The sequence below is a fragment of the Bdellovibrio bacteriovorus str. Tiberius genome, from assembly GCF_000317895.1.
GTDB lineage: Bacteria > Bdellovibrionota > Bdellovibrionia > Bdellovibrionales > Bdellovibrionaceae > Bdellovibrio > Bdellovibrio bacteriovorus_F.
The window spans coordinates 3,239,464-3,260,367 of the sequence record NC_019567.1 but is presented as its reverse complement, the minus strand read 5'-3'; the positions used below and the strand labels follow the sequence as shown (position 1 = coordinate 3,260,367).

At 50.4% G+C, this 20,904-nt stretch carries 13 protein-coding genes; 8 read left to right on the top strand and 5 right to left on the bottom strand.

Going from position 1 to position 20,904, the window contains the following annotated elements; genetic code table 11:
* Positions 1-18 precede the first annotated feature (18 nt).
* Positions 19-1,980 (bottom strand): protein kinase domain-containing protein, encoded by a 1,962-nt coding sequence (locus tag BDT_RS15440; RefSeq protein WP_015092171.1) that lies wholly within the window; start codon positions 1,978-1,980, stop codon positions 19-21.
* Positions 1,981-2,045: 65 nt separating this feature from the next.
* Between BDT_RS15440 and coaE the strand changes: the two genes are divergently transcribed.
* Positions 2,046-2,651, top strand: a complete 606-nt coding sequence (coaE, locus tag BDT_RS15435) for a dephospho-CoA kinase (protein WP_041577950.1) — start codon at positions 2,046-2,048, stop codon at positions 2,649-2,651.
* Here the strand turns inward: coaE and BDT_RS15430 are convergent.
* Positions 2,642-3,151: a hypothetical protein gene (locus tag BDT_RS15430; protein WP_015092169.1), complete on the bottom strand. Its 510-nt coding sequence runs from the start codon at positions 3,149-3,151 to the stop codon at positions 2,642-2,644. The two genes, coaE and BDT_RS15430, sit on opposite strands and share 10 nt — an antisense overlap.
* Positions 3,152-3,265: 114 nt before the next feature.
* On the opposite strand from BDT_RS15430, the gene BDT_RS15425 reads away from it, so the two are divergent.
* On the top strand, positions 3,266-4,447 hold the full coding sequence (locus tag BDT_RS15425) for a hypothetical protein (protein WP_148278864.1): 1,182 nt from the start codon (positions 3,266-3,268) through the stop codon (positions 4,445-4,447).
* A gap of 100 nt (positions 4,448-4,547) precedes the next feature.
* On the opposite strand, the gene BDT_RS15420 is transcribed toward BDT_RS15425, so the two are convergent.
* Complete coding sequence (locus tag BDT_RS15420; RefSeq protein ID WP_015092167.1) at positions 4,548-5,279, bottom strand: hypothetical protein; 732 nt, start codon at positions 5,277-5,279, stop codon at positions 4,548-4,550.
* 203 nt (positions 5,280-5,482) lie between these two features.
* Between BDT_RS15420 and BDT_RS15415 the strand changes: the two genes are divergently transcribed.
* Genes BDT_RS15415 through BDT_RS15390 form a run of 6 tightly spaced genes read left to right on the top strand, consistent with a single transcriptional unit; the run spans position 5,483 to position 15,276 of the window.
* Positions 5,483-6,568: a hypothetical protein gene (locus BDT_RS15415; RefSeq protein ID WP_041577948.1), complete on the top strand. Its 1,086-nt coding sequence runs from the start codon at positions 5,483-5,485 to the stop codon at positions 6,566-6,568.
* Positions 6,569-6,577: 9 nt separating this feature from the next.
* Positions 6,578-7,549, top strand: a complete 972-nt coding sequence (locus BDT_RS15410; protein WP_015092165.1) for a hypothetical protein — start codon at positions 6,578-6,580, stop codon at positions 7,547-7,549.
* Positions 7,549-8,667 (top strand): hypothetical protein, encoded by a 1,119-nt coding sequence (locus tag BDT_RS15405; protein WP_041577947.1) that lies wholly within the window; start codon positions 7,549-7,551, stop codon positions 8,665-8,667. Before BDT_RS15410 ends, BDT_RS15405 begins: the two co-directional genes overlap by 1 nt.
* A 6-nt stretch (positions 8,668-8,673) precedes the next feature.
* The gene (locus tag BDT_RS15400; protein ID WP_015092163.1) at positions 8,674-11,397 is read left to right on the top strand and encodes a PD-(D/E)XK nuclease family protein; all 2,724 of its coding nucleotides are present in this window, start codon (positions 8,674-8,676) and stop codon (positions 11,395-11,397) included.
* Complete coding sequence (locus BDT_RS15395) at positions 11,373-14,453, top strand: UvrD-helicase domain-containing protein (RefSeq protein ID WP_015092162.1); 3,081 nt, start codon at positions 11,373-11,375, stop codon at positions 14,451-14,453. Before BDT_RS15400 ends, BDT_RS15395 begins: the two co-directional genes overlap by 25 nt.
* A 28-nt stretch (positions 14,454-14,481) precedes the next feature.
* Complete coding sequence (locus BDT_RS15390; protein WP_015092161.1) at positions 14,482-15,276, top strand: PilZ domain-containing protein; 795 nt, start codon at positions 14,482-14,484, stop codon at positions 15,274-15,276.
* A gap of 44 nt (positions 15,277-15,320) precedes the next feature.
* Here BDT_RS15390 and BDT_RS15385 read toward each other — a convergent pair whose 3' ends face one another.
* Together BDT_RS15385 and BDT_RS15380 are read right to left on the bottom strand one after the other, a co-directional pair.
* Positions 15,321-15,812: a hypothetical protein gene (locus BDT_RS15385; protein ID WP_015092160.1), complete on the bottom strand. Its 492-nt coding sequence runs from the start codon at positions 15,810-15,812 to the stop codon at positions 15,321-15,323.
* A 112-nt stretch (positions 15,813-15,924) separates the two neighbouring features.
* On the bottom strand, positions 15,925-20,823 hold the full coding sequence (locus BDT_RS15380) for a hypothetical protein (RefSeq protein WP_015092159.1): 4,899 nt from the start codon (positions 20,821-20,823) through the stop codon (positions 15,925-15,927).
* Between the last annotated feature and the right edge of the window lie 81 nt (positions 20,824-20,904).

Below are 20,904 nucleotides of genomic sequence, written 5' to 3'. Positions count from 1 at the left end.
AACTTTGCGACGAAGTGATTATTTCAGATATAAATCTACAATTTTTCTCTGGTCTGCCGGAACCGTAATTGTGGTTTCTGCAGAGAGTCCTGTCGTCTTGTTTCTAGCCTGTATTTTGACACCAACTTCAGCCTGAATCAGATAAGCGTCACCGCTTGGCTTGATGCTGACTGGAACACCGGCAATGCGAAGTTCCGGATTAGCGCCGCCGTTGACGATGTTGATAATCAGGGAAGCCACTCTTGGAAGTCGTTGCAGAGTTCCAGTGAAAGAGTACGCCTCGTAAGTTGGAGTGATGGTTGTCACCAGATCCGTGTAACCTTCCTTCACCAGTCGCAGACTGTAAGGAGTGTTGGCTTTCACGGTCTTGCGCACCGGTGTGAATTCACCCGTGTCGTTGCCATCGATCACCACGCGGGCACCGCCCGGATTGGAATAGATGGTCACAGTGTATTCCGGAGAAGTCGCAGCCAGTTCAGTCTGTTGCATGGTGCCGGCAGCCTGGGCATTGCCCGTGTTGGCCGGTTTCGGTGTCAGGCCTGCTGTCGTGCCGGATTTACCCGGAGATTTTTTTGCAACGAAATTGGTGTAACCCCACCACAAGCCCACAACAACCAGCAAAGCACCCACGGCTTTCATCGCAAGGCCGGTGATGTCTTCCATGGAAGAACTTGGCGCCGGTCTGCCGATGGACGTGCGTGTTCCCATCGGGGAAACGCTGGAAGGAGTGCGAGTCATGGTGCCCGGGCCCGAGGCAAAAGTGCCTGTAGCCGACGTGCGGGTTTGTGTGATGTTGGTGTCTGTTGCGCCTGGAACCTTCGGCATGGAAGGTTTTGGTGGCGTTTTCAGATTGTCCAGGTTCACACGAATATCAGTGGAGGTGTCCAGATCCAGACGCTCTTCGCCTTCGGCTGCTTCCGCGGGAGGGGCATAAGCCGGAGGACGTTGAGGTGTGCGCATGTCTGTCTGAGTGACAATGGTTTTGTCTTCAGAAACCGGCTGCGCCTGAATCTTGGCGAATTCAACCAGCTTGCGACGCTGCTCAAGGAAGGCTGCCGAGAAGGCGTTCTTCATGAACACGCTGAAGTCGTGCGGGGAGAACTCTGGATACTGAGTATTAAGGAAACGGTTCAGATCACGGTGGAATGCCGCCGCAGTCTGATAACGCAGGCTTTTGTCTTTCGCCAGCGCCTTGTTCACAATTCTTTCCAGTTCCGGTGGAACGGAAGGATTGATCTTTCTGATGGAAGGCACCTGACATTCACGGATCTTGCGCAGGATCGCCGCTTCACTGTTGGAAGTGAACAGACGGTCGTTGGCCAGAAGCTCCCACAGGACGATACCCATAGAGAAAATATCCGTGCGCGGGTCGATGGACTGACCATCTGCCTGCTCAGGGCTCATGTAACCGTATTTACCTTTAAGAGTACCGGCTTTGGTGGCTTCCATCTGCGTTTCCGCTTTGGCGATACCGAAGTCGATGATCTTCACTTCACCTTCAAAGCTGACCATGATGTTCTGCGGACTCATGTCACGGTGAACGATGTTCAGTGGTTTGCCGGTGGTGCCATCGATGCAACGGTGAGCGTGGTCAAGACCAGCCGCGACCTCTTTGATCATGTATACGATCTGCTCGATGGTGAATTGAGTGTTGGTTTTCTTAAGCTCATTCAGAATCTGGCGAAGGTTGCGGCCTTCGACGTATTCCATGACAAGGAAGAACTGAGCTCTTTCGACCCCGAAATCGTAAATTGAGACAACGTTCCCGTGATTCAGATTCACGGCGATCTTTGCCTCTTCCTTGAACATCTCAATAAAGTCCTGATGATCGGAATATTGGGGAAGAATGCGCTTGATTGCGACGAACTTATTGACGCCCACTGCGCCTGTGGATTTAGAAAGATACACTTCCGCCATACCGCCGGCGGCGAGTCTCTCTAGAAGAATGTATTTTCCGAACTGTTCCACAGCTTGAGACATGAAATCATGTTCCCCTTTGAGAAGACTATCGGTAAAATAAAAATAATCCTTAAGGAGTTTCAAATATGAAATGGATTGGACTGACCGGAGGTATAGCCTGTGGCAAGAGCACGGTCAGCAGAATGCTCCGAACTTATGACATTCCGGTGGTGGATGCTGATGAAATTGCCAAGGAAGTCGTGAAACCGGGCTCTGCTGGACTTAAGTCCGTCATACAAGAGTTCGGTCCAGAGTTTCTGACTGCCGAAGGGGCCCTGGATCGGCGCAAACTTGGGCAGAAGGTCTTCGGACATCCCGAGCTCTTGCACAGGTTGGAAGCGATCACTCATCCCTTGATCCGCGAGGAAACCCGCCGCCGCCGCCGTCTGCACGAGGACATGGGGCACAAGCTTGCCATCTATGATATCCCATTGTTGTTTGAGACCCGCGCCAAGGATCAGTTTGACGGTGTAATTGTTGTGGCCTGCACGAAGGAACAGCAAAAAGAGCGTTTGCGCCGCCAGAACTGGAGCGAGGATGAAATCGAGATGCGGATTGCGTCCCAGATTCCCATTCAGTTCAAAGAGCAGCAGGCGGACTTTGTTCTGCACAACAACCGCGACGAGCAGCATTTGCTGCGCGAAGTGGACCGGTTGTTGAAATGGCTGGAAGAGCTAAAAAATCAGAATTGAAAGTTATAACCGAACTGGGCATAGATATCCGGCCCGGTCACTGAAAACCCGGTGCCGACTTCGCCGGTGAACGTTTCGCCAGCACCGATCCCGGCATGCACACGCCAGCGGCGGATTTCAATCAGACCTGTCACACCATCTGAAGATTCCAGATAGGCATTGCCGCCCAGACGCGCGTAAGGCAGATAACGGTCTTCTTCCACGAAGTACCAGCGGTGGCCCAATCCCACTCCGAGGAATTCCTCTGTGTTATAGGAAAGTTCATAGTCCCAGGCCGGCAAAGGGGACTGTTTCAGCAAAGCAAAGCGCACTGCCAGATAAGGGCCTTGGGCCCATTCATCACGCTCCAGGTAATTTCCGCTCTGATATCCGACGGCAGTCTGAATCAGAAATTCTTTGCGTTCTGCAAAATCTGAGACTTTCACAGATGCCAGATCCGCGTCGTCCTCGCCTGAAAGCGGGGAGGTTTCTAAAGTGGTCGTTGTTGTGGGAGCTGCCATGCTCTGAACTGAACTCACGACCAAGGTCAAAAAAAGGAGGCTAAGAAAAACTCGCATAAGACAAAGTATAAATTATGTCTACAATCAATGGTAAGAATTTTGGAGGCAAAATTTATGTTCAATAGAGGATTCCTGTTCCTCGCGGGCCTGTCTGCGATGATCACCACTGTATCTGCGCAGGCTGAAAGCGTCAGCACCACCATTCACCATCACTATCAGGCGCCTCGGGCCCTGGGGATGGGTGACGCCTTCGTGGCGGTTGCCAATGATTATTCGGCGATGTTCTATAACCCGGCAGGTCTGGCTCGTCGTGAAGACGGTCAAATCAATCTGTCTTTGACGGCGGGTGGAACGCCAGGGGCGATGGATTTCTACAATGAATATTCGGACATTGAAAAAAGCAATCAATCAGAGCAGCAGAAGCAGCAAGCTTACCTTGAGTTGATTGAAAAGAACTATGGTGAAGTCTATTCCATGCGAATTGCTCCGATGGAGGGCTTCTGGGTTCGTCCAAACTGGGGGATCGCGTTGATCCCTGCGGATGTTTCTTTGGAAATGGCGATGCACCAGCAGTTGGGTCCAACTATCAATACGACGGTGTATGCGGATACAACACTGGCACTTTCCTATGCTGATGACGTCAAAGGTGTGGACCATGGACGTCTGTCCTGGGGTGTGACGGGTAAATTTGTGAACCGTGGATTCTATAGCCGTCCTATCAGTGCCGTGGATCTTTCAACTGGTGACGAGATCATCAAGAAAGAGGACCTGCTGGAAGGTTACACGATTGATGCCGACATCGGCTTCCTGTGGACTCCGGAATTACCGGATTCAGGTTTGTGGTCAGTGCTTCGTCTGGCCAGCCCGACTGTGGGTTTGGTTGTTCGTAACGTGGCTGAAACCGGCTTTGGTTCTTCATTGAAGTTGTTGAATAAAGAAGGTCAAAACGGCGAGCCGGAAAAGCTTTACCGTGTTGTCGACATCGGAACGCGCTGGGAATACCCAAGCATGTGGATCTTTGGCGGTCGCGGCGTTTTGGATGTGCGTGATCTGGGACACCCTGATTTCAACTGGAGAAAAGGTGTTCACTTGGGCTTTGAGTTCGACTGGACTGTTTCCACCTGGTGGAAAGGTCATTATCGCGTGGGTTTGAAAGAGGCCTTCTGGACAGCGGGTATTTCCGCGGAGCTGGGGATCTTTAATTTGGATTTCGCGTCTTACGCGGATGACGTCGGAACCCGCAACACTCCGGTGGAAAGCCGCGTGTACATGACCCGTCTCAACCTCGACTTCTAAAACTGAAATTCAGATCTGGAAAAAGCAAAACGGCCCTAAAATGGGCCGTTTTCTATTTTGCTGCAAAGCTTATGCAAAAGTAAGCAGGTACCTTTTGCGATTATGGGGTTGGATTCCATTGAGCTAGCAGGGCTTGGCCGATGGCTGAAATATCCGCGGTGGATATGTCAATGCCAGCTGTAGCAGCCGCTTGGTTGATGTCACCACAGATGTCTGAGTTGGCGTTGTTAGTGCCACCACAAGTGACTGAGTATACAGTCTGAATAGAGGAGCCGATAGCTTCTACGGCCTCAATCGCGGCACTTGAGTTTGGGTTGGCGAGAATGTCACTAATGGCATTTTCAATTGCCGCTGGATCGCACGAGGAGATGTCGCTTCCGTCACAGGAACCCAAGTTTAGGGAGTTCGCTGCATTTGAAAGAGCTGTGGCGCTTTTCGCCATTGCTCCTATCAATGCCAGACCTTTTTGGCCGGATTGATTGCAATAATTGGCTGTGTTGTTGGCTAGTACGACATCGTCAAAACTTAGCGCCGTTAGCATGTCTGTTGGACCGCCGCCTTCACTGATCGCAGTCAGGGCCGAGGACAGATTGGCAGCCGAAGTGATACCGGAAGAGATAAACCCGGCAGCACATCTTAATGTATAAGCGTTAGGGGAGGTGATGCCGTTGATCTTGCTCATGCAGGCATTGGCAGAGGCGGCATCTCGCGCTTCGTCCAGGCAGAACTGGGCTTCGGCGATCATGTCTTTTTCAGTTTGTTCACCCTCACATCCCGTGAGAATAGCTGCGCTCAATCCTAGAATCATAGTTGCGATTTTCTTCGAAAACATCCTGGAAACTCCTTGGTCTAAAGTACAGAGAACTTATCGGATTTCTTCGGGCGGCCTTAACTCGCAAATGACATTGATCGTGAATTCGTAACGAATATGTAAGCAGGACCTTTGAATGTATTTTTCTGAAACGTCTCAATGTGATCCCCTGATCGACCGATAAGCATAATGACTTGTTTCGACTTCTTATTAACGAGGTATCTATGAAAAGGATTTTGTGGATAGCGCTCATTCAAATAGTTCTGTTGATGGTGTTCACACCGGATGTGAACGCTCGTGCGCGCCAAAATTTTTATAGCGGTGTCCGCTGCCTGGGAATGGGCGGTGCCTGCCTGGCTGTAACCAATGATGAAACAGCTTTGCTGGTGAATCCCGCGGCTTTGGGTAAGCTTCGTGATTTCTATGGAACCATTTTCGATCCAGAGATCGAATTCGGTTCTGAAACTCAAGGCTTCTATGCGGATTCTTCGTTCTCAAATCCTTACAGTCTGGAAGATGTGCTGGGGGCTTTGGAAAAAAACCGCAATATGCCTTACCACGCCAAGCTTCAGGTGTTTCCGTCGTTCGTGGGCAGAAACTTTGGTGTGGGTATTTATGGAAATTACACTTTGGATGCGATGATGTCTGATGATGGCACCACCGTGGATGCCTATTATCGCAATGACCTTGCCTTCGTTCTGGGTTTCAACTTCCGCTTCTTCGACGGGCGGGTGAAACTGGGGTTCAACACCAAGCTGATCAGTCGCGTGGAAGTCGATGATCCGGCTCTGTCGGCGACGGGTCCGATGGACTATGACTCTATCGCCAGTGAAGGCGTGGGCCTTTCAACAGATGTTGGTTTGATTCTGGCGGCTCCGTGGAAAATGATTCCAACAATTTCTGCTGTGGTTCGTGATGTGGGTGGAACCAGTTTCGATCAGGCACATGGTGTCCGATTAGACACAGCCAACCGTCCCAATTTGGTGAAGCAGGACATTGATGTCGCAGCAGCAATCTTTCCGATTCATTCTAACTACGTTCGCTCTGCATGGACTGTAGAGTACCGTGGTTTATTAACATCAGGGGATGAAGAGGACAAAGCCAAATTGATCCACGGCGGTCTCGAATTGAACTTCGGGGATGTGGTTTTTGCCCGTGCCGGATATAATCAAAGATATTGGACCGCTGGTATGGAGCTCGCCTCCGAAAGCTTTCAGTGGCAGTTTGCCACCTACGGCGAAGAAGTCGGCACCGCAGATGCACCCAAAGAAGACAGACGATACACCGTCAAGTTCGCATACCGGTTTTAAGGATGAAGCATGAAATGTGTTAAACAAGCTTTCATAATTCTACTGAGCCTGGTTCTGACCACTTCCTGTGCGCAGCCCAATCTGCTGACGGATGTCTCTGATACCGATTCAGACGATGCGCTTTATTATGAAGCCAAGAAAAAGCTTGATGCCCTTGAATGGGACGAAGCTATTGATATTATCGAAAATCAGTTGTCGCCAACTTATGCTGCGAAAGTCAGTGTGAAAGAAACGCTGGCCGGAGCTTATGCCGGAAAATGTGGTTTCACTTTCGTGGATATCATCAGCGGGATGCAAAACAGTCCGTCAGCGAATATTTTTCCGTTCTTTGTTTCCATCTTTGGTGGCAACACCCTGGATACCGCGTCCTGTGATCAGGCGATTTCTATTATCTCAAGCCTGGGAACAGTTTTGCAGCGTACTCAGGATCAGAATCTATTTATGACCATTCTGGGTATTGCCCGCATCGGAACAACGATCAGTGCGAAACTGGATCCGACGAATGATGGCGTGGTGGATGGCGTTTACAATACCAACTACAGCGTCTGTCATAACTATTCCGGTGCTCCGGGTACTGCGACAGCCACTGACGGGTGGGCGCAGCCGGGCCCAAGCCCGCAGAATCCTCTTTCGATTCCCGCTCCGGTGGTGGCACCAACAAGATCCATCACTGACACTGAAGCCAAAAAGGTTGCTTCAGGCATCGGTTTGATTTTCGAAAACATCTCTGCGCTGGCTTCCGTCCTGTCCGGGGACAACTCCACTTTGACGGCGTTGCAAGATGCTTTAGAGCAGTGTGAATCCGTAGCCGGTGCAGGCAACTGTACAGCCACCAATGAAGCTGCCGTGGGGCCTGAACTGCTTTATACCATTCGTGTTCTGATGGACACCAATGGCATGGGCTTTGGCGCCTGTGATCCAACCAAAGTTTATCCCGATGCAGCCGCGTGCTGTCCTCGACTGAAAATACCGGGGTTCTGATGATGAAGTTCCTGGCGTCTTTCATTCTTGTGCTTCTGGGGTTGCCGGTACAGGCGCAAGAGATCAATCAAATGTATCGTCCTATCCGTTCCATGGGGATGGGGGGCACGATGCTGACCACAGTTCATGGATCAGAAGCTCTGTTTTCGAATCCGGCCGCGATGGGAAAAATCGAAGGTCTTGATATTCATCTTTTGAGTGTGGGCCTTGGTGGCAGAACTCCGACTAAAGAGGATCTGGACGCCATCGAAGACATCGATGGGGATGATCCGTCCACTTACAATGGGTTGTTCGGTCGTCGTCTGCATTTCCTGGGAACGGGCAGTGCTGCCATTGCGTTGCCTTATATCGGCTTTGGCTATTACACCGACTATACTCTTTCGCTGGAGCTGCATAATCCCGGATATCCCGAATTTACGACCTACTTCCGCAACGATTCGGCTTACTATGTCGGTGGCGCATATCCACTGGGTCCGAAAACCTTCCTGGGACTGGCGCTGAAGCGTGTGAACCGCTGGGGCGGGGACGTGCAAGAGCTGGGTCTGACGACCGTGGCGAACGCCAGTGACATCAACGCCATCATGGATCAGTTTGAAAACAAGGGCACGGGCTATGGCGTGGATCTCGCAATTCTGACCCAGGCAGATACTCCGCTAAATCCAACACTGACAGTGGTATGGAAAGATGTGGGTAGCACGGCCTTTGAAAAGACCGCGGGGGCAGAGGCGCCTTCGCACATTCCTCAGAATCTGGGGGCCGGGGTTTCTTTGGGCTTTGATCTTCCGGGGCTTGACTGGATTGTGGCGCTGGAAGGTCAGCACCTTTTGGATCCGGACATTCAGATCGGTAAAAAACTGCATCTGGGGACCGAGATTTCAATTCCGTTCCTGGATATCCGCGCCGGTATTAATCAGGGGTATTTCTCCTATGGTGCGGGCTTTGATTTCTTTATTTTCCGTCTTGATGCTGCAAGTTACACAGAAGAGCTGGGTGTCTATCCGGGTCAGAGTGCTGACAATCGCATCATGGTGGGCCTCAGCATTGATTTAAGCTTTGATGCTAACTTCAAATTCACGGATAATAGCGGCAAGAAGAGAAAACTGAAACAACGCCGGTAATCCTGAATGCTGAAAGTAATTTCCATTGAAAGTAGATCTCAGATTTCTGAGATCTTCGCTAATTACAATCCCCGCGAGCAATCCTGGCTCGTGTCGGATCTGCGCACTAAATTTGAGCTTCAGCAAAAAATCCTGGGCCGTGATGGCCAGTACATCGATGAATCCGTCCTGCGTGCCAGTGACCTGTGGAAGATGCTGCTTAAGCGTCTGGATCCGGGGCTTCGTCTGGTCAGTGATCCATTTGCCAGATCTCTTCTGCGCACGATCATGGATGAACACGCCGAAGTTTTGGGCGTGAATTCCTCGGCCGAAGACACGGTGTTCAGCTACATCGATCAGATGGCGGCAGTGATCTTTCACCCGGAAGGCACAGCTCGCTTGACGGAATGGTTTGAAAGTCACCCTGAAGCCATGAACCGCTGGAAAGAATGGTATCTGCGCGCGCGTTTCTGTGCGCTGAAGCTGCTGCAGGAACACCGTGTGATCACGGCGGACTGGATCACTGCGTACCTGCAAAACTTCAATGACCTGGAAAGAGTCTGGAATATGCCATTGATCGTGGATCTCAGCGGTGAGATTACGCGCGTGGAAGCCGAGATTCTGCAGGTGCTTTCCCGTTCTGTTGATGTCGTGGTGCTGGAGCCAACACCGGCCTGGCGTGCCGACTTCCATTTCCTGTTAAGACCGTATGAAGATTTGCGAGCCATGAGCACCGGGGTGCAAAAGCTTCCGGCGGTGGTGCGTGGTGAAAAGAAATCAGAAGTTCTGCGCTTCTCAGGCATGCTCGCTGAAATCAAACACAGTGTCGGTCAGGTCCGTCAGTGGCTGGATCAGGGTATCGTCGCGGAAAATATCGCCGTTATTGCGCCGGACATTGAAACCTACTGGCCCGTGCTTCAGGCTTATTTGGCTGAGGAAGGCATTCCTGTTCAAAAAGACATCACTCACAAAGCGCAAAGCCTGCCTTCAGTGACCCGCTGGCTGGCGCTGCTCAGATCCAAAAGCGGCCGACTGTCGACTTCAGATCTTGAGATTTCGTTCTTTGAAAAAGAAGAAGCCCAGCAGCTGCGCTATGAGGAATTCCGGTCCCTGTTTAAAAGTCTGTATGTGAACGAGGATCTTGCGCGCAATGAAATCGTGCACAAGGTCTTCTTCGAACAGATGGATCTAGGGGGATTCTTAAAGCGTGATGAATTTGTTGCGAAAGCTTTGTTATCCTGGAATTCCGATGAAACAGATATCGTGCAGGTCGTGTTGCGCGAACTTTTGCAAAACGCCGTGGCCGGAACGTCCCTGACCTGGAAGGAATGGCTGAGCTACCTTGAAAGCATCGTCGCTGCCAAGGAATACACTTTGGAAAAAGGCGAGCCTCGCGGGATCATGGTGACGAAGCTGATGTCGGCACACAGTGAAAAAGCCCGTCGTCGTATTTTCGTGGGTTTGACTGATGAAGCTTTGAAGGGTCGCAACAAGACCCAGCTTTCGGGACAAGACTATTTTGAACTAGCCAAAGACATTGGTTTCTATCTGGACAATCCGGATCAAAGCGATCTGGAGTTTGAACTGCGCCTGTTGGCAGAAGCTGAAAGTGATGAAGACCTTTATTGCTTCGGCGCCACGGACTTGAGCGGTTCCCTGTGTTCACCGGCCACTTTCTGGATGAGCTTGCAAGGCGAGCATGAAAAACTGACCGTGCCATTGGAAACCCGCTGGGATGAACTGCAACATTCCACTCAGCGCGGGGAGCGCCCTCTATTGGCCGGAAGAAAAGACCTGGTCGAACAAAGAATCCTTCAGGATCTGGGGAAAGTTCCCTTTGCCACAATTACATCACCCGAATTGCCACGTATTTCGGCGTCGGCGGTGGAAAGCTTCCTGGAGTGTCCGTTTATCTTCGCGGCACAAAGATATTTCAAATTAAAAGACCTGCCGGATGTTGATCTGGACGTGGATCACCGCACGCGCGGGCAGTTAGCCCACGCCATTTTCGAAAAACTGACAATCGAACCCATGCGTTTTGACTGGAAGGTTGAAGAGCTAGATCAGTTGCTTGAAACCGTGCGGGTTGAAAAGAAGCTGGTGTTTGCAGACGAGCGTCTGTGGACTCCGCTAAAAAAGAAGCACATTCAACTGGGTCTGCGCTTCCTGGATTTTGAAAAACGCTGGCGTGAAGAGTTCAAGAAAACCCGCACTGTCGGACGTGAAAAACGTTTTGAATTCTATCTGGATCCGCAATCGGGGGATATTTCCACCGAGGCTCGTGACAACTGCTTCCGCATTTCAGGTCAGATTGACCGTATCGACAGTGATGGCGGCAAGCAACTGGTGGTGGTTGACTATAAAAGTTCCTCGGGCGGGATTTCTGCCCATGGCTCTTGGCTGAAAAACCATGAATTGCAGCTGTTGTTCTATATGTGGGTTCTGGAAAAGGGCCTTGTGCAGGATGTGCAGGGTGAGGTCATTGGCTTGTTCTATTATGTTTTCAGAAATTTTGAACGCAAGGGCTTCAAAGTCGATGACCTTGCCGGGGTTCTGTATCCCGCCAACAAACGTAAAGACAAAAACGCCACCTTCGAAGCCAAAGAGCGCTATCTGACTGAATTCAGCCAGATTCTAATGACGACTTTGGGTCGCATCAAAAATGGCGAATGTGATGCGAAGCCCGCAGATTTTAAAACCTGTACTAGCTGTGAGTGGAGGCGACAATGTCGGGCACCACACCTGAACTAAGAAATATCATCCTGCGTGCCGGTGCCGGTGCGGGGAAAACAACGACATTGACCCAGACTTTCTTGAAGTTCGCGAGCGACTTTAAGGAAAAGCACGGGAAGTTCCCCCGCATCGTGGTGACCACGTTCACCCGCAAGGCCACGCAAGAACTGAAAGAGCGTCTGTTGGGAAAAGCTCTGGATGAAAAGCGTGATGACCTGTTCCAGTTTGTCAGCTCAAAATCCCAGGTGCAGATTTCAACCATCCACGGGGTGTTAAGTCTGTTCCTTTCCCGTTATGGTTCTGCCATCGGCCTGACTCCGGATTACAAGATCATGAGTGATTCTGAAATCCGCAAAGGCGCGCGCAAGATCATGCGCAAATATCTGCTGGAAAATCCGCAGTTGCAGGAACTTTTGGAAGAATATGACTTTCAGACCCTGGAAGGGGCGCTGCTGAAGTTTTTCGGCGAGCAGGTGATTTTCCCGGGAATGACCTTCATCCGCCGTGGCGAGATGGAAAAAGAAACCGCCAAGTTTGTGGCTGATATCGGCGGAGCTTTACGCCGGGTGTGCCTGGAAATTTCCCAGGAAACCAGCAATGACAAATGGGTTGATTATGCCGGGGCTATGACTGGCTTTGATTGGAATGCCTCGAACGGTGACTGGGAGGCCTTCTTTGCCCGTCTGGAATCTTTCTGGGAAAATATCAGCAAGCCGGTCTTTCGCAAAGCGACCCCGCCATTCAGTTTAAGTCTGAATGAAGAGCTGGAAGAACTGCGTGACCGCGTCGACCGTTTGTTGGCCGAGCCACGCTATCGTCCCGAATACTGGGATCGCCATGAAAAGAACTGCGCGCTGTTTGAAGAACTGGCGCAGAATTTCTGCCGCGACTTTATGCAGACCAAGCTTGAAAGCGGTCTGCTATCCATGAGTGATCTTGAAACCCTGGCTTCCAAAATCACTTTGGATCAGCCGGATGCCGCCGTGAAGTTCTCGCAAGAGTGGGACTTCTGGATGGTGGATGAGTATCAGGATACAAGTCCCGTACAGGTGGAACTGTTGCGCCACCTTGTTGGGGAAAAACCGGTGTTCATCGTCGGGGATCCACAGCAAAGTATTTATCTTTTCCGTGGCGCCCGTTCAGAGGTCTTCCGTGAAAAAGTGGCCGAAATCGAAGCCCAGCAGGGCGACGTGCAGGTCAAACTTGTGAACTACCGGTCTTCCCCGGAAGTGCTGGAGTTCTTCAATCATTATTTCACTCGCCTGGGTTCGCAGTTTGCTGCGATGACCCCGGATGAAAAGAAACCGAAAAAAGGTCCCGAAACTCCGGTGGTGCAGGTTGTGCTGTCTGAAACCGGTGACGAGGACGAAACTTCGGCCGAGATTCTGGCCACCGTCGCACGCATTCAGGAGCTTTTGCAATCCGGAACCAGTCCGGAGCAAATCTGTGTTCTGGGCCGAACTCATAGAACGTTGGAAGACATTGCCAAAGTCGCGCAGGAATACGGCGTGCCTTTGCAGCTTCATAGCGGCAGCGGATTCTATGAGCGCCGCGAGGTGCTGGACGCTTTGGCGGTTTTGAAGTTCTTGGTGAATCCTCATGACAATGCCAATTTCGTGGCGCTTTTAAGATCCCCATGGCTGGCTTTGCCGGACAGCGAGATTCTTTCTTATTGCCATTCTTTCCGTCATTCTTTCTGGAAAGAGGCGCAAAAAACCTTGGATCAGAAGCCGGAAATTCATCCGTTGCGGGTGATGAAGGCGCTTTTGGCGCAGGCGGAAGTCAAAGGTCTGTCCTGGACATTGAAAAAGGCGCTGATTGACCTGGGGCTGTTTGATTATTCCGCCCGCATTGATTCCACCGGTCGTCGCGAGGCGAATCTGTGGAAAGTGGTGTCTTTGCTTTCGCAGGAAGAACGCCGTCCGGGCTTTAACTATCTGGACTTCCTGGATTCGAGTCTTGAAACCCTGTCTACGGACGAAGGGGGCGAGGATGCGGATGCGACGCCGGTGATTGAACCAAAGCGTGTGAACTTTATGACCGTGCACGCGTCAAAAGGTTTGCAGTTTGATCAGGTGATTTTGCCGGGTATGGGTAATGACCCGCGCGCAAGTCATGCGCCGGTTCTGAGCATTCATGAAAAAACCGGCTTGTGGTCCCTGAAAGTGCGCAACGAAGAAACTCAAGCCATGGCCGGCAGTGTGCTGGCCGATCAGATTGTGGAAGAACTGCGCAAACGTGAAACTGAAGAGTTCAACCGTGTTTTGTACGTGGCTCTGACCCGGGCAAAATCCGGGGTGACACTGTTGTGGGATAGAAAAATCGGGAAGAAATCCTGGGCGGCCCATTGCCCGTTGAATCTGGAAGAAGGTCTTCACGAGGAAAAAGATTTCTCTTACGTTGTACGCAGTGAAAATCCTCAACCCGTCAAAATGTCAGAGCAGGACCTGGCTGAAAAAGATTTGCGCCCGCAGTGGCAGGCTGAGGCTTCTGAAAAACGAAAATACATCTCGGTCACTGAACTGGTGACCCCCGAGGGTGTGCAGGCTGGTGGCGGTTACACGCCGAAAGCTTCTCAGCTGGGGTCTGGGTTGGCGCGGGCTCAGCAGGGGACCAATGCTCACCGACTGTTTGAGGCTTTGAAGTTCACTTCATTTGATGAGCTTTTGAAGATTTCAGACGAGGACCTTAAAAAGCCGCTGGAGTTCCTGGCAAAAACCCCGGAACTGCCTCTATTAAGAATCATCAACGAAGGTTTTGTCGAGTGGGGTTTTGCTCTGAAGTACAAAGAGGCCCTGATGCAGGGGCAGATCGATCTTTGGGGCATTGTTGACGGGACGTTGTGGATGGTGGATTACAAAACCGGGTCCCAACGGTATTCTGACACAGCTTTCAGGCAGCTTGAGGCCTACACTTGGGCTTTGTATCGCATGAAGTATCTGGAAAACGTGCAGCAGGTGAAACTGGCTGTTGTTTATCCTGTGGACGAAGTGGTCAAGATCGAAACTTTGGGCAGTCTGAAAGATTTGAACGAACGGCTTGAAAAGAGCATCGACAACTATTTCCTTGTCTAGGAATTGAGGGTTCCATATCATTTTTGATATGAAAACAAAACCATGGTCCCTCATCATCCTTGCTTTGCTTCACATCCTGGCTCCGGCGGGTAACCTTTTGCTGAATGCAGTTCGTTCCGGAAGGACGCTGTCGCAGCAGTGGACTTACTGGTTTGAAGTTCTGCCAAAACCTTTGGTGGCTCTTTATGTTCTGGTGCCGGTGCTGGCAGGTGTTTTCATCTATATTTGCCGCCGTTGGAGCTACTGGGCTTACTTGGGTTGTCTGCTGGTGATTCTGCTTTCAAATATCTACAGTTATTGGACCAACATGAATATGAGCACTCTGGTGCTTTTGCTGGTGGTGGTTTTGATCGATGTTCTGGTGGTGGCTTACTTTGTGGTGCCTTCCGTGCAGAAGGTTTACTTCGATCCGCGCATGCGCTGGTGGGAAGCGGCTCCTCGCTATCACTTCAATCACATGGGTTCTGCCAATGGGCAGAAAGCCTTTATCAAAAGTATTTCCCAGGGTGGGTTGTTCCTTTCTTCCGCACCGGCACTGAATGAAAATGACACGGTTGAGATGGAGTGGACTTACCAAAGCCAGCACATCAAAGTGAACGGGACGGTGGTTTACAAGGACAACCGAACGGATATCCCGGGTTATGGCGTGAAGTTCACTCATTCCGACGAATCTGAAAAGCAAATGAAGGCGTTGGTAAGCAAGCTTCGTGGCGAAGGGCTGATCATCGCGGAACGTCTGCCGGGTCCGGAAGACAGCTTTGGTGTCTGGTTGAAAAAGCTCTTCACGAAGGGTGAAGGACTGTTCCCGAAAGCACGGGTTTAAAAAGAAAAAGGGAGGCTAGAAGCCTCCCTTTTTTTATTCCGGTATTATTTGCTGCGAATGTATTCGCACTTGGCAACAGCATCGCGACCCACGCCGAAGGCAACACCTTCGAATTCTTTGCGGGTCAGAGTCAGCACACGGCCTTTCTCAGAAATTTTCATGGAGACACCGCTCTGCACGCGGCTGGCAGGCACACCCAGGAACTTGTTAACTCCACTGTATTGGAATGTCAGAGTGCCGTTTTTGTAGGTCACTTTTTCCTTCCCTTTGGAAGAGCTCAACGCCTCGCCGTGAGAACCACTGACGTCGCGAGCCCCGCCATTCACAACACCTTTATAAAGCGGCATATAGGTGACGTCGGCGCGATAGAACTCCAGTTCAGATTCTTCGTTCTCAGATATGATCACTCCGTCATAGCAGAAGGTCTCACCATTGATGTCAGACGCATTCAGGTCGTAACGGCCGATGAATGAACTGACGTCAGCCAGGGCGGAAGAGGCACTTAACAGAAGGGCAGCAAACACTACTTTTTTCATAAAAACTCCGGGTTCATGCTTGGTTTATTGTTTGGTTCAAGTCACTTGTCTAAAACAAAAAAAAAGGCGCGGATTCCGGAGAGAAGGAATCCGCGCCAGGAGAGCCTTTTGATTATCTGTTGTACTCTGGGTTTGTCATCAGAGTCAGTTTGTTCAGGAACTCAAGGTTCTTCATGATGATGCCGTAGGAAACTTCCAGACCGCCGCCATCAACCAACTGGGAAGAAATGTCACCCAATTGAGCCAGAACTTCCAGACCCTGCTGTTTGCTAAGAGCTTCACCCGCAGTTTTCATCGCTTCGTTCAGAGCGTTGAAGTCCAAAGCCATCAATGGAAGAACTTCTGCCAATTGAGCCGCTTCACCAGCCAGTTCACCAGCTGCCTCTTGAGCGCCCTGTTGTTTCGTCAGAACCGCTACAGAGATAGAAATCACCTGATCGTTCATCTGAGTCATCAACTCAACCTGATTCTCGATGCTGAATGCTGGGTTGGCTTTAACCATTTCCGCAGAAACGATCTGGCCATCTTTGTTCAGCTCGTTCAGTTTCGCCGTCAGAGCAGCTTTGGCTTCCGCCAGTTTCGCAGCCAACTTACCCTGAGTAAGAAGGTTCTGAAGCTGAAGGATCGCCATGTTCTGCATCAGTGGGTTCAGAACTTCTGCATTCTGGATGAAGAAGTTTTTCTGAGCTGCCACGTTAACCAGAGTCTGGGAAGCCAAAGCGTTGTCCAGAGCCCAGAAGCTCAGACGAGTTTTGGATTTCTCAGATACACCCAACTGGCTCAAAGCCGTTCTGTCAGATGGAGCTTGACCCAAGCTGCTACCAACTTTGAACAGAGTTGCAAAGTTGTCTTTGTCACGCAGAGTGGACGCTTCCAGATTCAGGATGGCGTGGATACCAGCATAGAATCTCATGGAGGCAGTCACAGTCGCTTTTTCACCCTGGATTGGCTGCAATTGAACGTCTTCGTTAGAGAACGTAGGTTGCAACTGATCCAGCATCATGCCCGTGATCGTGTTCACGAACAGGCTGTTTTGCGGAGCCATGCCCAGGATGTACTTCTCGAAGTCCAGGAACGAGAACTGGATGCTGTTGTAGTAGTACTTGTATGAAGGGTAGCCCTTCATAGTCAGCATTTCCATAGCCGTGATCTTTTCGTACTCAAGGCCTACAGTGTCCAGACGGTCTTTGGTTACAGAGATATCCTGGATCGCACGTTTTTCAACGATCGCAACGTCCATGGAAGTCTTGCCGGTCTCTTCACCCTTTTCGTTCACTTCTTTCTTCTCGTAAGGAACCGCGATGAAACGGTCGCTGCTCTGGAACAAAGAGTTCGCATCCGGAGTGTTGATCAGCTGCGTGTAGAAGAGGTAAGTCTTCAAAGAAGCCTGTACGTAGTCCTGGATCGCAGGGTTTCTGTTATCAACAACCAGCATGTAGAACAACTCGTCCATGAACTTACGCATACGGAACTGGTAGTAAGAGGACGCGGAGCTTGCACGGATGGAAGTTCCAACATCAAACACCAGACGGTCCCAGGAGTGGAACGAGTTCACGTACATGCTTTCCCAGTCGTTGATATTGGATTCAACGATCTCTTGAGCGGAAGTACCGAAGTCGTGACGCTCACACGTAGGCTCGTAACCAACGTCTTTGTCTGTGCAGTACATGTACTCTTTCAACACACCTTGAACCTGGTACTTGTTGAAGTTAGCCCAGCCGTTTTTGGCGAAGCTTTCTTTGATCGTGTTCACGTGAAGGAATTTGCCGTTAACAAGAAGATTCTTGGAAGCAGCGTTGCCTTCAAGTTTTGCAATCGTTTCCGGAGTCGCTTCAACCAAACCCAAGTGAGAAGCACGCAGAGCGCGGATGTCGTAAGTTCCCAGACCATCCCAGTTGAACTTGCCTGGAGTCAGGTAGTCCATGATGGAAGAGTAGTTACGTTTGCTCGGAGTGCCGTCTTCATTGGCGAAGTTCGCTTTATCGAAGGAACCGATGAAGTTGTGAGTCAAGCCCTGGGAGTGACCCATCTCGTGACCCAGAGTGTTGATGATTTCGATCTTCAAAGCCTGGTTGAATGGCATCGCGATGAAGCTGGAATCAGCCAGTTCCGCGGATGTTTTCATACAGCCTGGAGTGTTCTGCATCGTCGCCATCATTTTGGCGTGGATTTCACCCATTTTAACAGTTTTAGCCAAAGTCGCTTTTTCTTTCGCAGACAGCTTGGAACCTTTCGCCGCCAGCATCTCACGAGCCATGATCGTCTCGATTTCACGAGGAGTGATGCTTGGCTTTTCAGACATTGCTTTGTGGACTTTGCTCATCCAAGCGTCCTGAGTCTGTGGAGAAGAGAACTTGAAGCTGTTGTTGCCACCCAAAGATTTGCGTTCTGCAACCGTCGCTTTCAATGTGTTCATGGAAGCGCGGATGTTGGAAGCCTTCATCTTGGATTTAGCATCAGTCTGTACACCTTTAAGTTTGCTCACCATGTTGCGAGTGAACTGAGTCGCCGCAACAGTTTTGTCCTGTGCAGTGCCTTGCTGAGTCTGAGCTTTTTTTGCTGCTTCTGCCTCTTCGGCTTGCTGTTTTGCAAGTTGAGCACGAGCTTGCTCACGGAAGCCCTCTTTCTTCTTGTCCCAGTCTTGTTTGATCTGCATGTTGCGGAAGTCCGCACCCACGCTTTGAAGCATGTTACCAGCGTAAAGGATCAAAGAGTCAGCAACCACGATCGCAGAGCGCGGGTTGAAACCAACCTGGGAAACACCCAGGATACCGTGGTCCGCAGGCTTGTTCTCGAAGTGGATGATGTTCTTATCAAGATCACCCAAGTGAGCTTCAACACCGTTTTCACCAGCGATCTGCATTTCGATATAATCACCGTCGCGCTCCAAAGCAGAGCCTTTGAAAGCTTGCTTGTAAACGAGGTTCCATGACTTCACCAGCTCTTCAGTGGATTCGATATAAAGCTTGCGCATTTCAGCGTTGTCAGTCGGCAGACCAGTCACTGTGTAAACCAGTTTCTTGCCGTTTCTGAAGTCGTGAACCATTGGCAATGCTTTTTCAGTGCCTTCGCGACCGCGCAGGTTGTTTTTGTCAGGGTTAGCCTGACCGATAGTCCAAACACCGTAACCCAGTGCATTTTGGGCAGAGAACGGGATGGATTCAACGAATGCTTTGTCAGTGGAACCGTCGTTCAATTTGAAGGATACACGTTCTTTTACGCGAACCGCTGCCTGGTAACCTGGAGTGCCGTTGTAATCATCAAAGGCCTGGAAGTCACCGATGCAAGACCAGCGAAGACCTGTGGAGTACTGCTGAGTGAAGCTCAACACACCCTGATCCAGTTTCATGTTCATGTCCATCACTTGAGCATCAGCGATGCCAGTCAAGCAACCTTCATAAACAGCAGCGTAAGGGGATTTGTCCTGTGGAAGAGAGTTCTTCGTCCAGTCCAATTCCATGTATTCGGCGTCTTTACGGGAAGTTTCAACCAGGCGAGCCATCGCGTATTTCGCACCTGTTGCATCTTTTTCTTCCAGTTTCAGGTATTTCACCGGCAAAGACATCAGTTCTTCGTAATCGACTGCGTTTGTACCGGATTTGTAGTTAGCGATCAGGTCTGCCTTACGAACAACCACACGGGATTCTTCAAGGTCGAACTTAACGATAGTCAAAGAACCCGCCATACCCGCAGCCAGACCCGGGGAAGCAGCAGAGAATGCCACGTCTTCGATCGTGCGCTTATAGAAGAACTCTTTACCTTTAACATCAGCGATTTTGATAGTTGTGCGCGGGTCGAACTGAGTGTTCGCCTCTACTTTTTTAGCTTCTACGTTTTGAGCGATCTGAACCAGACCTACAGCATCGCGAGCGCGAACATCTTTGAAAGAGATTGTCGCGTCCTGATTGCCTTCGTAGTCAACTGCTGCCAGTTCCGGGCGAACATATGTTACTGGAACATCGTAACGCAGAACCAGGATACAGTTTTGTTGAGCATCAGCCGGAAGAGCTTTAACCAGTTCGTCAGAGCACTGGCGAACGTTGGCGTTTTTAGCACCGGATTTCAACTGAGCCAATTGAGAGTCTGTCAGTACAGTTTTACCGATCTGACCCACTTCAAACACATGCAAAGCGTCGACATCCAGCAAAGTCAGGATGCGAGTGTCTTTTTCCAGGTTCACTGGGATCTGATAGTCAGTGTTCAAAGTGCCAGCAGTCATCAACTTGTTGTTGATTTTATCCATTACGAAAGTGCGGTCCAGATCGCCGCGGGAAGCAGCGTCGATACCCACCGGCATACGGTCAGCCGGGTTGATGGACACCTGAATGTGAGTTGCATCAGTCCAGTCAGTTGTTTTCATGCGAAGAGTGGAGGTCTCTTCGTTCAACTGATTTTTAACTCTTTGCAAAACACCGTAGCCATTGATTTTGAATTTGAACAGAGGAACCAGCAGAGTTGCAGACTTCTGGGAGAGAAGAGCCTGCTTTTCCGAACGGATCTTTTTAAGGGAAGCCACCATGGACTTCGCTTTTTTGCTGTCTTTGGATTTCTGAAGCTGTTTGTGAAGAACAACTTCCTCTTTCACCTGAGCCAGATGCTTTTCAAGGTTGGACAATTCAGCGGTGTCAGTCACGATTTTGTAAGCTGTCACGAATTGCTTATCAACAGAGAAAGTGATGGAGTACTTCTGGCCAGCCTGACCGGACATCTCCAGACCTTTAAACATATATTTAAGACGCTTTGGAACCTGGGTGTCGCGAACCGCAACCACACCTTTTTCCGCCGTCGCTTTGGAGGAATCCCCCAGGCTTAGAGTAGAGAGACTGTCATCAGTCTGAACTTCGTACTGAGAGTTCTCAGTTTGCAGTTCCGGGATGTCACTGATTGCAAAGACATTTTCCTGGGCTTCTTCCGGCAAAGCGGCGTCCCTTTTCTTTGTACAACCAGTAGCAAAGATTGCCAGAGCCAGTAGGGCTGTGAAGGCCTTTGCGTATTGAGACTTGTTAGACATAACTCTCTCCATTCCTAAAATGTCACCTCTCGGGACCCATATCGAATATAAAGGTCTTCGGGAAATGACTCTCTCCTAAGT

Excerpts from the sequence above, each read along its gene's own strand:
- BDT_RS15440 (WP_015092171.1), bottom strand. The coding sequence starts at position 1,980 with ATGTCTCAAGCTGTGGAACAGTTCGGAAAATACATTCTTCTAGAGAGA.
- coaE (WP_041577950.1), top strand. The coding sequence starts at position 2,046 with ATGAAATGGATTGGACTGACCGGAGGTATAGCCTGTGGCAAGAGCACG.
- BDT_RS15430 (WP_015092169.1), bottom strand. The coding sequence starts at position 3,151 with ATGGCAGCTCCCACAACAACGACCACTTTAGAAACCTCCCCGCTTTCA.
- BDT_RS15425 (WP_148278864.1), top strand. The coding sequence starts at position 3,266 with ATGTTCAATAGAGGATTCCTGTTCCTCGCGGGCCTGTCTGCGATGATC.
- BDT_RS15420 (WP_015092167.1), bottom strand. The coding sequence starts at position 5,279 with ATGTTTTCGAAGAAAATCGCAACTATGATTCTAGGATTGAGCGCAGCT.
- BDT_RS15415 (WP_041577948.1), top strand. The coding sequence starts at position 5,483 with ATGAAAAGGATTTTGTGGATAGCGCTCATTCAAATAGTTCTGTTGATG.
- BDT_RS15410 (WP_015092165.1), top strand. The coding sequence starts at position 6,578 with ATGAAATGTGTTAAACAAGCTTTCATAATTCTACTGAGCCTGGTTCTG.
- BDT_RS15405 (WP_041577947.1), top strand. The coding sequence starts at position 7,549 with ATGATGAAGTTCCTGGCGTCTTTCATTCTTGTGCTTCTGGGGTTGCCG.
- BDT_RS15400 (WP_015092163.1), top strand. The coding sequence starts at position 8,674 with ATGCTGAAAGTAATTTCCATTGAAAGTAGATCTCAGATTTCTGAGATC.
- BDT_RS15395 (WP_015092162.1), top strand. The coding sequence starts at position 11,373 with ATGTCGGGCACCACACCTGAACTAAGAAATATCATCCTGCGTGCCGGT.
- BDT_RS15390 (WP_015092161.1), top strand. The coding sequence starts at position 14,482 with ATGAAAACAAAACCATGGTCCCTCATCATCCTTGCTTTGCTTCACATC.
- BDT_RS15385 (WP_015092160.1), bottom strand. The coding sequence starts at position 15,812 with ATGAAAAAAGTAGTGTTTGCTGCCCTTCTGTTAAGTGCCTCTTCCGCC.
- BDT_RS15380 (WP_015092159.1), bottom strand. The coding sequence starts at position 20,823 with ATGTCTAACAAGTCTCAATACGCAAAGGCCTTCACAGCCCTACTGGCT.